The 12,138-nt window shown below is 60.6% G+C and carries 11 protein-coding genes; 4 read left to right on the forward strand and 7 right to left on the reverse strand.

Going from position 1 to position 12,138, the window contains the following annotated elements; all coding sequences use genetic code 11:
- From VLJ37_08050 to VLJ37_08060, 3 genes are all read left to right on the forward strand, one after another.
- Window positions 1–862 (forward strand): hypothetical protein (locus VLJ37_08050; protein HSA59621.1); only part of this gene is annotated, 862 nt, incomplete at its 5' end.
- A 17-nt stretch (window positions 863–879) separates the two neighbouring features.
- A complete protein-coding gene (locus tag VLJ37_08055) occupies window positions 880–1,386 on the forward strand; it encodes a hypothetical protein (protein ID HSA59622.1) in 507 nt (168 codons plus the stop codon).
- A gap of 70 nt (window positions 1,387–1,456) precedes the next feature.
- The gene (locus tag VLJ37_08060; protein HSA59623.1) at window positions 1,457–2,731 is read left to right on the forward strand and encodes a hypothetical protein; all 1,275 of its coding nucleotides are present in this window, start codon (window positions 1,457–1,459) and stop codon (window positions 2,729–2,731) included.
- 2 nt (window positions 2,732–2,733) lie between these two features.
- Here VLJ37_08060 and VLJ37_08065 read toward each other — a convergent pair whose 3' ends face one another.
- Window positions 2,734–3,333: a YajG family lipoprotein gene (locus VLJ37_08065; GenBank protein ID HSA59624.1), complete on the reverse strand. Its 600-nt coding sequence runs from the start codon at window positions 3,331–3,333 to the stop codon at window positions 2,734–2,736.
- Between the two features lie 40 nt (window positions 3,334–3,373).
- Here VLJ37_08065 and VLJ37_08070 point away from each other — a divergent pair, with 40 nt between their 5' ends.
- On the forward strand, window positions 3,374–4,876 hold the full coding sequence (locus tag VLJ37_08070; GenBank protein ID HSA59625.1) for an alkaline phosphatase PhoX: 1,503 nt from the start codon (window positions 3,374–3,376) through the stop codon (window positions 4,874–4,876).
- Window positions 4,877–4,924: 48 nt separating this feature from the next.
- On the opposite strand, the gene VLJ37_08075 is transcribed toward VLJ37_08070, so the two are convergent.
- From VLJ37_08075 to VLJ37_08100, 6 genes are read right to left on the reverse strand one after another with little or no spacing between them, the layout of a single operon-like run.
- A complete protein-coding gene (locus VLJ37_08075) occupies window positions 4,925–5,245 on the reverse strand; it encodes a YkvA family protein (GenBank protein ID HSA59626.1) in 321 nt (106 codons plus the stop codon).
- Between the two features lie 34 nt (window positions 5,246–5,279).
- Window positions 5,280–5,972, reverse strand: a complete 693-nt coding sequence (locus VLJ37_08080; GenBank protein HSA59627.1) for a glutathione S-transferase N-terminal domain-containing protein — start codon at window positions 5,970–5,972, stop codon at window positions 5,280–5,282.
- The gene (locus tag VLJ37_08085) at window positions 5,969–6,292 is read right to left on the reverse strand and encodes a hypothetical protein (GenBank protein ID HSA59628.1); all 324 of its coding nucleotides are present in this window, start codon (window positions 6,290–6,292) and stop codon (window positions 5,969–5,971) included. The genes VLJ37_08080 and VLJ37_08085 overlap by 4 nt, the downstream gene beginning before the upstream one ends.
- A 2-nt stretch (window positions 6,293–6,294) precedes the next feature.
- Complete coding sequence (locus tag VLJ37_08090; protein ID HSA59629.1) at window positions 6,295–6,576, reverse strand: hypothetical protein; 282 nt, start codon at window positions 6,574–6,576, stop codon at window positions 6,295–6,297.
- Entirely contained in the window at window positions 6,576–10,049 is a 3,474-nt protein-coding gene (locus VLJ37_08095) for a BadF/BadG/BcrA/BcrD ATPase family protein (GenBank protein HSA59630.1), read from the reverse strand. Before VLJ37_08095 ends, VLJ37_08090 begins: the two co-directional genes overlap by 1 nt.
- The gene (locus VLJ37_08100; protein ID HSA59631.1) at window positions 10,050–11,801 is read right to left on the reverse strand and encodes an activator of (R)-2-hydroxyglutaryl-CoA dehydratase; all 1,752 of its coding nucleotides are present in this window, start codon (window positions 11,799–11,801) and stop codon (window positions 10,050–10,052) included.
- Between the last annotated feature and the right edge of the window lie 337 nt (window positions 11,802–12,138).

Below are 12,138 nucleotides of genomic sequence, written 5' to 3' on the forward strand. Positions count from 1 at the left end.
CCCCGCCTCTGAGGGGACGACGGACGAGACGATCGCCCCCACGTCGGAGACGCCCCCGGCGCCCGCGCCGGCCCCGGCCACGCCTCCGGCCCTGCCGACGCCTCCCAAGGTCCCCGAGACGCCTCCGGTGACGATCGTCGAAAAGCCGGGATTGGCCCCCGTGGCTCAGGCCCTCCCTTTCCTCGTTGTTCCCGTTCCCTCGAAGCAGGTCGTGGGGCTGACCGATCTTCATGCGGTCGAGTGCACGAACTGTTCGGGAGACGGCGGCGCAACCAATGAATTTCGCTGCCCCTCGAACTACGTCGTGACGGGTTTCCGGTACGGAGCCGACGAGTTCGACGTCACACCGGAATCGGGATTCGCATTGGGGAGCATCGGATCCACCACGACGGTCGTCGGCGGACTGAGGATTGTTTGCTCGCGCCTCGATCAGGATCACGTCCATGCGGACGACGTTACCTTGGCCTCATACGCCACTTCGACCGCGGAAGACCCGAGCCTGAAGGAGATCACCTACTCCGGCAAAGACTACGAATTCGATTCGGCGGTGAATTGCCCCCTGGAAGACGGCATGGCAACGGGGATCTTCGGCCGGTCGGGGGCCCGCCTTGACAGCTTCGGCCTCACCTGCGGCCTCTTCTTGAACAATGAGAAGTTCACCGGCGTCTTTCCCGCCGCCAAGGAAACATTGACCAGCGGGGATTCGGTCTACGGCGGCACGCCCGGCATCGGCGGTGCACCCTTCGAGGCCTCTTGCGACACCAACGAAGTCGTCGTCGGCATGAGCATCGCCAGCGGCGACCAAGTGGACGGCATCAAGGGCATCACCTGCGCCAAGGTCGCCATGGTGGACGCGAAGTAACGGCGGGAGAATTTATCATGAAAAACAACGACGTTATCATCCTTGGTCTCGTTCTCCTCGGCTGCCTGGGCCTCGCGGCCTGCGAAGGCGGATCGCCGGCACCGGCAAGCGATCCCGCGGACGCGGTGAGCGAATCGACGACGCCGGAGTCCATCGCCACGGCGATTCCGCAAACCGATGCCGGAACCGTCGCCGGAACCGACGATAGCGGGCGTGAGCCGAACGATGAGGTCGCCATCCCGGTCTTGCCGCCGTCCTCGATGGATCCCAATGATCCGGCGGCGCTGCCTTCACCCGTTCTCATCCCGGCGAAGCCCGATCTGCGCACGGGAGACATGACGACGGACGGGGATCCCGGCGACGAGGCCAGGATCATGGAAGGGACGGCGGAAGGCGCGGCCACCCTGCCGACGCGCTATGAGGTCGACAGTGAAAACAGAATGCTGCGCGAGGACCGCCCAGCGCCCGTGGCCGGCCCCCGGTACGAGGCGAGACCGGTCGCGGGATACGCCGCCTCCCTTTGAAAGCGGGAAATAAGCAGGCCGGAAATTCTTAGGCTGGCGACAGGGCCTCTCGACCGATTATAATGTCCCCATGGTTTTCCCGAAGCGCGCGCCTTCCCCGCGGTTGGCCGCCGGTCTCCTCATCCTTCTGGTCTGGGGCGGGCCGCAAGGATGCGATTCCGCCGATTCCGAGGCGACCAACAGCGACAATGCGGGGATGACCGTCACCAAAGACTCGCCGGGGGCAACCTTCTCGGGGAAAATCTTAGGCGTCCAAGGACAGATCCCTCCCCAAGAGATCATGGGCGAGACCAAAGACCCGGGCACGTCGACGGGCGGAGCCCCCACGCTGGCCGTCAGCCCCCTGTCCTCCGAATACCGGCGCCCCGATGTCCGGTTCGTCTACGTGTCCATCGACAAGGCGACTCCACCCAAGGGAGCGCTCATCCTCCGAAGCACCGATCCGAATGTGAGTCCCAAGGTGCTGGCGACGTTGACCACTCCCCCTCTTCTCCCCTCTTTTTCCATCGACGGGCTGAGCGTGGTCTATCGCAATCAGGGGGCCAAGAGGTTGTACCGGATCACCGGCTTCGACCAGACGCCGCCCCCCTTTGCGCCCTGGGGCGACAATGACGGGTCTTCCGTCGCTTGGTCTCCGGAAGAGGACAAGGCGGTGTATGCCGCCTCGGACATCAGCGGATTCGGCTTCCTTCGCGTCAGCAAGGCGGATGGGAGCGCCCCGGAGGATTTGTCGGAAAAAGGCAACGACCTCTATCCCGGCGTCTATCTGGGAGTCACGATCTCGCCGGCCCTTCAGAAATCCGATCCGAGCTACGATCACGTCATTTTTAGCTACGATCCCGACGGCGATGGTCCGTTCAAACCCTACCTAGGCATGAAGAATCCCTACCAGAATTCCGGTTTGTATGATTGGGCGATGTATTTACATCTCACAAAATTCGCCGGGAGCGAGACCTGGCCGGCGTTCTCCCCGGATGCCAAGAGGCTGGTCTATGTCAGAAACGGCGATTTGGCCTTCTGCGACTATCACGTGGATAAGGGCGGGGATGGGAGTTGCGACGACTTCTTCGCCATCCCGGGCCTTCGCGCGGCCAATCCGTGCTGGGCGGACGACGGCAGGGTCATCTTCTCGACGACGAGGGACGGAAACGCGGAGATCTATTCGGTGAATCCCTACAACGCCTACGAGATCGAGAATTTGACCAAGAACCCGAACACGGAGGACGTCCAACCGGCCTGCTTTCCGCCGCATCCCATGGTCAATCAGGTCAAGGAAATCCGCGTGGAGGAAGCCTCGCCGCCATCGGCCGTCCCCATGGATTCCTACGCACCGATCCAGAAGTAAGATCAGAGTTCCCGAAATCCATCGAGCTTGGGGATCTGCTCGAGCGTTCGGGCGAGGAGCTCGTTCAAGGATTTTTCGAGTTGCCGGATGTCCTTTTGGCGGACCCGCTTGTCCTCCATCTCGTAGCCGACCTCGACCGTCCGGTCGACGTTCGAGCTCGGACGCTTCAGCCGGAAGAGCAGGCGGCTCCGGGCCATGCCCTTGCCGGTCAGGAGCTTCTTTTCGACGCCGGCGTAGAACTCGGCAACCTCCCCGGACATCGTAATGTCAGACCGACCTTCGGACACAAGTTTCACGCCACAGGCAGGCAAGAGTGCACTGAGGGCGGCATCGACAACCGTCTCGATGGGGGGCTCTGCGTCGACGAGGACGACGTCTTTTCCTTTCTTCTTCGTCTGCCGGCCGATCTCCTTCTCCCCCCGCGTGTCGGTCGTGCCCTTCCAAAGGATGCTCGTCCCCTTCCAAACGGGCGCGGGGCAGGTCTTGGCGACGAAATCGTCGGGAAGTTTCAGTGTCACGGCCACCCGCCTTTCTTCGGCCCAGGCTGAGGCCGCGAGAAGAAACGAAAACAAACAGAAAATGGTTTTGACCGTGTTTTTCATGGGGCCTTCGTATATCACGGTTTCCGGGGACCCTCAATCCATGAACAGCAAAGGCATCTACGCCCTCCTGGCCATTTTTTTCGCGAACGCCGCCGCGGCGGCGGAGCAGGCCGCCTACTTGAGGCCTCTCGTCGATTCCATCGCGGTCACGCCCCTCTTGACGGTCGGGGAATCCGTTCCGCGAACGTCCAACCCCACCCAATCGTTCCGTTTGATCGGCGTTCCCGACGGCCTCGGACTGGAAAGATCCGGCGGGCGCATCCGCCTCTGGGTCAACCATGAGCTGGAAAAGACCGATGCCTCGCAACCGATTGCCGGCGGGCCTCTCCAAAAGGGGGCCTTTGTTTCGTTATTCCTCCTCGCACCGGCAAAGCCGGATGCTTCGGCTCAAATCGGGGGGCGAGCCCCGATTCTCCCCCCGATACCCCCCATCGGGGTTCTGTCGGGAGACTTCGCCGCATCCTCCTTCCTCTTGAACGGCCGGCCTTGGGAGGGAGTCCCCGCCCTTTTCTGTTCCGGATTCCTAGCGGGACCGGAGGTGGGCTTCGACCGTCCCATCTACCTGACAGGGGAGGAGGCCGACGGGAGCCAGAGCGGCGACGGACGGGGCGGGCTCGGATTCGCCTTCACGGAGGGCCGCGCCAACGCCCTGCCGGGCTTAGGCAGGTACCGCAAAGAAAATCTCGTCGTCGTCCCGGGAACCGGCCTCAAGACCGTCCTCTTCGGCTTGGAGGACGGGCCGGGGGGTTTGAAGAGCGAGCTCTACCTTTATATCGGCCAAAAGAACCTCTCGTCGTCCGACGCCCTGGCGAGAAACGGTCTGGCCGGAGGGAGACTCTACGTCTTCGGCTCCGCGACGGGCGGCAAGAGCGACGAATCGAAGTTCCGGAAGGCCGACCGGCCGGTCGTCGGTCGATGGATTCCCATCGACGCGCCCGAAGAGTTGACGGATGCGGAGCTCGACGCCAAGGCCGCCGAGTCCGGGGCCTTCCGTTTCGACCGGGTCGAGGACGGGACCTATGACCGCAACCGGAACGGCACTTTTTATTTCGTCACCACCGGCGGCGACATCCCGGAGAACCGCAAAGGCCGGCTCTACCGGCTGACGTTCAACCCCAACGACCCGCTCGCCGGGCCCACCCTGCTCGAGATTTTGCTGGAAGGCGACGCGGGCGACGGCATCGTGAGTCCCGACAACATCGATATGAACGCCTCGGGCGAAATGATCCTCCTGGAGGATTTCACCATGGGCGCACCGCTTGAGTTTTTGAAGCGGAACCCCTCCGTCTGGCTCTACCGGCCCGCGAGCGGCGAAAAACCGATCCGGATCGCGGAGGTGGACGGAAAGTTCTGGGAATCGTCCGGGGTTATCGACGCGTCTTCCCTTTACGGGAGCGGCAGCTGGCTCCTGGACGTCCAGGCCCATACCATCAAGAGCCGGGAGGCGTCCCAGAGGCAGGGACTGGAAGGCGACGCCCAGCTCGTTGAGGGCGGGCAGCTCCTTCTCTTGAAGATGGGGAGCTACAGAGCTACACAAAAATAATACGAAGATTTAGCTCAGTCCTGACGAACCTTGTTGTTTACGCGTCCGTCAGGAGCGCCGGGCCCGGCGAAGCGTTTTCTTGTGGCGCGTCGTGGCGGGCGCGACCCGAAGGCGGCATTCGTCGATCACCTCATCCGGAATCATCTTGAGGGCGAGGCGGATCATCATCGGGACGATGATCGCATCGTCGAGATGTCCGATGATGGGAATAAAATCAGGAATCAGGTCGAGGGGAAGAACGGCGTAACCCACCGCGGCGCCCAGAAGGATCTTGGCGAGACGAGGCGTTCTCGGGTCCTTGAGGGCCCATTGATAGACCTGCAGGTCCCTCTTGAGATCCCGGGCGATGAACTTCAATTTGCGCGGCATAATTCCCCCTGTCGAATCCGGCGGGATTCTGACCCTATCGGAATGCTTTGTCCACTCTCTCGTACCAATCGGCGACCTTCCGGTTCCGCGCGATGTCTTTCCAGACCTTCATCCGGCGAACGCTGCTGAGCACGCCGTGGCAGACCAAGTCGGACACATCCGGCTCGTTGCCGCCCAGGAACTTGCCCTTCCCGAGTCCGTCCGCGAGCTTCTCCAGGGTCTCGGCGAGGGCCTTCCGAGGATCCGTGATGCCCCGTTTCTTCATCCCCTTCTTGGCGACGATGTTCATCGCCACCGCACCGCCGAGCATCAAGTAATAGCGTTTCCAGAGCGGGAATTTCCCCACCTTTGATATGTACTTGAAGGAATCAAGGGCCTCGGGGATCGTCCGGTAGATGTTGGCGGGAAGAATTTGCACGAGCTCGTCGTCAGCGAACTTGATCCATTCCGCCTGCTTGGCGGCCGCCGCCTTCGTTTTGGCGAAAACGGGCTTCCACGGGAATTTTTCGTCCAGGTAGCGGATGATGTCGTTGGACTCCAAGACCGTCTCGCCGCCATCGATCAGAACCGGAACCTTGTCATGATCGGTGGCCTTCTTGTTCCACGCGAGCTCGTCATGGGTCATCGGGTTCACTTCGATCTTTTCGTAGGGGACCTTCTTGTAGTCGAGGACCGACCTGACTTTGCAGCAATAGGGGCAGACTTCGTATTGATAGAGTTGGATCACGTTTGATCAGATACGATTTTCTCGTATTCCAAGGCAAGGAGGGAGTGGCAGGAGGCGCAGAGGAGTTCCTCCCGGCCCTCCTGCTGAAACACGTCCGCCTTCTCACAAGCGGCACAGGGGGCCATGGGAAGTGAGGTGTCCCGATCTTGGGGCACGGCCGGCACCTCGTCCGTCCTGCCGAGGACGCGGGTCGCCAGTTCGAAGGTGGTGCGGCAGGCGCTGCAGACGTGGTTGAAACAGCAGGTCGTGTGGCAGGTGTAGAAGACATCGCCGGAGCCGCAGGTGGGGCAACGGGCCTGGATGGGGACAAGGGTCGCCAAAATCAGGACGGCATGTAGGACTTCAGATCCGCCTGAAACTTTTCGGAATTGAAAGCGGCGCCGCCGTTCAGCTCGTCCAGATACCGCTCGATGATCGCCTTGGCCTCGTCCTTGCGGAAATCCTTGATGAAGCCGTCGTAGACCGGATCGCCCGCCAGGGCGCGGTTGATTTCGGTCTCCTTGTTCTTGTCGCCCAGCTCCGTGAAATAGACGACCCGGTAGCGCCGGTTGAAGCCCCCCTCGCGGTAGATCTGGAAGAGGATTTTTTGCGACTCGAAAGACATTACAAATTCACCACCCGGGGTTGATACCGCCCTTCGAGCTCGGCGCGCAACTCTTCTTCGTAGGCCATCAGTTCCGCCTCGATGTCCGCCCTCTTCCGGTCCGCCCGCAGCATGTCCTCGCGGTACCGGGTCAGGAAGTAGTGCATGGTCTCCAGGCGGATCTTGATCGAACCCGTCGGCTTGTTCTCGTCGATGTCCTTGAAGCAGAAGTACGGCGTGCCCGAGTGCTCGACCACCTCTTCCACCACCGTATAGACCGGGGCGTCATGACCGCACTTGAAGCTCGAGAGCTCCAAGGCCACCAGGTTCGGATGACGGGCGGCGAACTTCGCGGCCCACACCTTGCGTGTCGTGTTCTCGGAATACGAGTTCTTCCAGGCGTCCCCGACGTCGAGAGGATTCCGGATCCGTCCTTGCTCGACGTCGGCGCCAAAGAGACGGTCCAGGATCTCCTCATCCATCGGCAGCGAATCCTGGGTGAGCACCGGGTACCCGGCCTTTTGGAACTCCTCCAGGATCTCGTGGTTGATGCCCGGGTCGTTATGATACGGGCGCCCCAGTAGAACGATGCCCAGTCGATTCTCGCGTTCCAGCATCTCGATGGTCTCGCGGCCCATGATCCTCTGCGTCTCTTCGAAGGTCTTCAGCGCCTTGAATCCTTCCACCACGGCGCGGGCGTTCTCCTCCGGCGAGAGTCCGAAGAGACCGGCGAACTGCTCGAACATCTGGCGCTCGAAGAGTTTCGGCGAGCCGACGTTCACGAACGTGTCCAGGTATCGGATGCCCTTCTCGGCGAAGATATCGCCTTCCTTCGTAAAGGCGGCCTTGACGGCCTCGGGGGTGGCCGTCACCGTCGGGCAGGCCCGCGAGGCCTGGACGTTTTTGAGCGGCGTCGGAAGGTCGTCGATCATCGGGAAGAAGATGTAATCGAGCTTCTTTTTCTCATGATGCGTGTAGATCAGATTGTGGACGTGCGGGATGCCGACCTTGGACGGGAAGCACGGGTCGATGGCGCCGCGCTTGGCGCCGTCCTTATAGAGCTTCTCGTCGGTGAAATCCGAGTAAATCAGGTTCTGCGGCTGGATACCGAGCGACTCGAAATAGGCCGAAAACAAGGGATTGGTGGAATACTGGTTGAGCACGCGCGGGATGCCGATCTTGATCTCGGCGCGTCGCTTCATCAGGGCGGCGCGCCTCTTGGTCTTTTCTCCCGTCCAGGCTTTGATTTCCGGAATCGGATCGGCGACGATTGCCGGTTTGAACGACTTCCAGACGTTCTCCGCGGCCCAATGCACCATGTTCGGGTTCTTCTCCTTGATGGCGTCGAGCCCCTTCTTGATTCCTCTCATCGCGTTCACGTCTTCCACGGTGCCTTTCTCGCAGGTGGCAATGATGATTCGATTCTCCCCGGGTTCGAGAAGGACCTTCGATTGAAAGACCGGCACGTCCTCCGCCTTGATCTCCTCAGGACCCTTGGTTTTTACATCGATGAAGGTCCTGAGGCACTTGTTCTTGCAGAAGTAACAACGCGTGTCCTCGCTGCGGGTCGTGCGGTAGGTGATCTCTTTCACGCGATCGAGGCCGATGAAGTTGGTTCGATGTCCATTGGCGTAGAGCCGCGCCGCCTCGATGCCGGCCCCGATGGCGCCCGCCTCGCCGCAGTGCTTGTGCACGACGACGTCGGGCTTGAGGCCCTTGTCCTTGAACCGCGACTCGATGAAATCCACCTGCGACTTCACCGCCGCCATATTGTGCTGGGTTCCGCCCTGCAGGACGAACCTCGTTCCAAGAGAGGACAGGTTCGGGATCTGCGAAACATACAACCAGATGTTCTTCGGCAACACGTTCGCCAGGCCCGCCATGATCTCTTCGGCCTTCCAGCCCTGGCGCTGAAAATCGACGATATCCGACTGCATGAAGACGGCGCAGCCATAGCCGAATTCCGGAAACGTCTTGGCCGAGAAGGCCTTTTCAGCGAAGTCCTCCACGGCGATCCCGAAGCCCTGGGCCGTGGATTGAAGAAAATAACCGTTGCCCGCGGAGCACTGGGTGTTGAGTTTGAAGTCTTTGACGCGGCCGTTCTTGAGGATCATCACCTTGATGTCCTGTCCGCCGACGTCGACGATGACGTCCGTGTCCGGGTAGAAATGCAGGGCGCTTTCGGTATGCGCGACCGTCTCGACGATGGCCGCGTCGCCGTTCAGCGTGTCCTTCAGGATGTCCTTGGCGTAGCCGGTGGTGCCGACTCCCAGGACGTCGAGCGTGCAGCCCTGGTCTTCGATGATCTTCTGCAGGTTGCCGATGACTTCGATGGTGTCCTGGATCGGATTGCCCTTGGAAAGCTGATAGGCCTTCGCCAGGATCTTTTTGTCTCTGCTGACGAGCACGGCCTTGGTGGACGTCGAACCGCCGTCCAGGCCGATGAACCCTTCGACCACCGTACCGGCCTCGAAAGAGGCCGGTGCGAATTTTTCCTTCTTGAATCTCTCCAGGAACTCGTTCAGCTCGTCCTGATCCTTGATCAGCCCCTTGCCTCCCGATTTCTTCGACACCTCTTCTGCGCGGCCGAACTGGATGTAATGTTCGAGATCGCCGAAGCCTTTGTACCGGCCGATGTCCTCGTCCTCGGTCTTGCCGTATTCGATGGCCCCGAGGGCGGCGTAGTACTGCGCGTTCTCGGGGACCTTGATCAGCTCTTCAATCGGGAGGTCTGGGACCTCCACCCCTCGTTCCTCCCAAATCTTTGGGATGTTGTTGCGCCACGCCTCGCGCATGCCTTTGATGTAGCAGTTGGGTCCGCCCAAGAGCAGAACGGTCGGCTTCAGGGTATTGCCGCGCGTGAGCACGGAAAGGTTTTGGACGATGATGGACTCGAAGAGAGAGGCCATCAATTCGTCGTTCGGGATGCCCATCTTCTGGAGGGAATTGACGTCGGATTCCGCGAAGACGCCGCACTTGCCGGCGACGGGATGGAGCTTGATGCCCGTGTGCCCCTGCTGGCAGAGCTGCTCGGAGGGGATCTTCAGTTTCGCATTGATCTTGTCGATGACCGCCCCGGTTCCTCCGGCGCACTTATCATTCATTGTGGGCATCTTCTTTTTCTTTCCGGAATCTTCGATCTCCTTAAAAAAGATCATTTTCGCGTCCTGACCGCCCAGCTCGACGACGGATTGGACCTCCGGATGGAGCTTCTCGACGGCGAGCGAAACGGCGTTCACCTCCTGGACGAACTTGGCGCCGATCCGGGTGCCGATGCCCCCGCCGCCGGAGCCCGTGATGAACATCCGCGTGTTGCCGGCGCGCACGCCGGTGTCGGCTTCGAGCTGTTTCAAAAGCTCGAGGGTTTTTTCCGGCTGCTTGGTCTCGTGGCGCTGGTAGTCGCTCCAGATCATCTGGTCGGTGGCCGCATCGACGACGACCGCCTTGACCGTGGTGGAACCGACGTCGACGCCGACTAGGAATTTGGTTTCCATCTAAGCCGCCTTCGCCCGTGCCTGAACGCCTTCCTTTTGCATCCGCTCGCCCACGTGCTTCACGAAGCAGGCGGCGATACCGACGATGCCCTTGTAATGGGGTACTTTATAGAAGGGCGTCCTCAGCTCCGCATGCGCCTGGATGTAGTCTTGGATCTCGGAGAGCGGATAGCCGGTGGACTTCACCGCGTCGGCGAATTCCGCCTTCGCCTTGAACTTGGCCTCGCCCAGGGCCATCTGCACGCGGCTGTGGGCATTGACCGCCCCTTCGCCTGAGGTTTCGATTGGGAGGTAGATCATGTCCTTATATTGGGAGACGACGGCCGCCTGGGCGCCGTCGGACTGGGTGGACGGCATGCAGCCGAAGGGCTTCACCGATAGGACCATGTGCGCCAGATCTTTGTGGGAGTAATAGATGTTCTTGGCGACCTCGAGGTGGCCTTCCCCTCCGCCCGCGCGGCTGTTGTAGTAAGGATGGCCCTCGCGCTGCAGCTCGTACTGGTTGGCGAGCGCGTGCGGCATGTTGCCGAGGGCGGCGCGGAGCCGGTTCCACTCGCGCTCAAACACCCGCTCGGCCACCTTAAGCTTCGCGACCTTCTTCCGGTAACCCGTCTCGATGGAGAGACGCTTCCCGAATTTTTTTCCGATCCAAGGCGGGAGCGTCGCCCCGTCTTCCAGACCTTTCTGATCCTGATATTTTTGAACGACCTGATGGATCATGTACATGATCCAGGTCCCGATCGGCTCCACGAGGACCTGCGCGCCTTCCTTCTCCAGGAACGGGAACATGTTGAAATTGCCGTCGCCCTCGGTCGTCTGCGCCCAGAACTCCCCGGTGATCTTGACGATGGGCTTGACGCGCGTCCGGTCGATCTCGATTGCATTGAAGCGGCGGCCGACCTCCGCGAAGGCCTTCACATACTCGTCGCCCAGGAGTTGGGTGAGGAACTTGCCCAGATATTCGGTCGTCGAGGCCGCCTTCGGAAGGGCGCGCAGGGCCTTGGCAAGCTTGCCCTCCAACTTGAAGGGCTTGTGGTTCTTCAAGACCCCGAAGAGGTAATCCATGCACTCGCTCAAGACCCGGTCGGTCTCGCCTTTGTTCACCTCATAAGGACGGATCTGGTAGGCGATGTCGTTGATCAGGTCGCCCATGTTCATGGCGTTCAGGATCCCGAGGAAGAAATCGAGGTTCATGTCCAGACCCTGCTCGGCGTCGGACTGGTTTAAGCCCCCGGACTGCTGGAAGAGGATGACGCGGAAGCCGTCGAAACCGGAATTGCGGAGGGCCAGGCGGTACTCGGCCTCGTACATCCCGAAGCGGCAGGGCCCGCAGGCGCCGGCGGTGATGAAGATGTGCTTGTCGATGATCTCCTGCTTGCTCATCCCCTGCTCTTCCAATTTCTGGAGATGCTGCACGAGGTTGCCGACGGTGAAGTAGGTCGGGTTGCACTGGCCATTGTTGCCGTACTCCTTGCCCAACTGGAAGGCCTTCACGTCCGGCACTTCGACCGGTTCCGCGATGTAACCCAACCCTTCCCAGGCCGCTTGGATCAGCTTCTCATGCTTCCAGGTGAGCCCGCCGAAGAGGACCTTGGTGGTCCCGCGCTGCGATTTGAGGAAAGGGTTTTCCTTCGGTCGCTCGAAGTGGTGGACCTCCTTCTTTAATCCCGCCTCGGCCAGGAGGGCGTTCCTTTTTTCGGCCAGACGCTGCTGGATGATCTCGTCGACGGAATGGATTTGGGTCGGTTGCATGGACACCCCCGTTTTCGCTAATTAACTGGTTGGTTAAAGTTCTGCGGAAATTGGCACAGGATGCCGGGGGGGTCAAATAAAAAGTTAACTATATGGTTAATCCGGGCGGTTAAGGGCTATTTGCCCTCTAAAATACTGTATTGACGTAAATACATATCATCATTAGTATGATAATCATGACGAAGCGAACCAAAGACACAGCCCGTCGTATCACGGCCAATTTGCCGGAGGACCTTCTAGAAGACGCCTTGGAGGCCACGGGAGAGGGGATTACCGAGACCCTCATCCAGGGACTTCAACTGATCCGCCGCAGCCGGGCTTACGAAAAGGGAATGGC

The sequence above is a fragment of the bacterium genome (assembly GCA_035454885.1).
GTDB lineage: Bacteria > UBA10199 > UBA10199 > JACPAL01.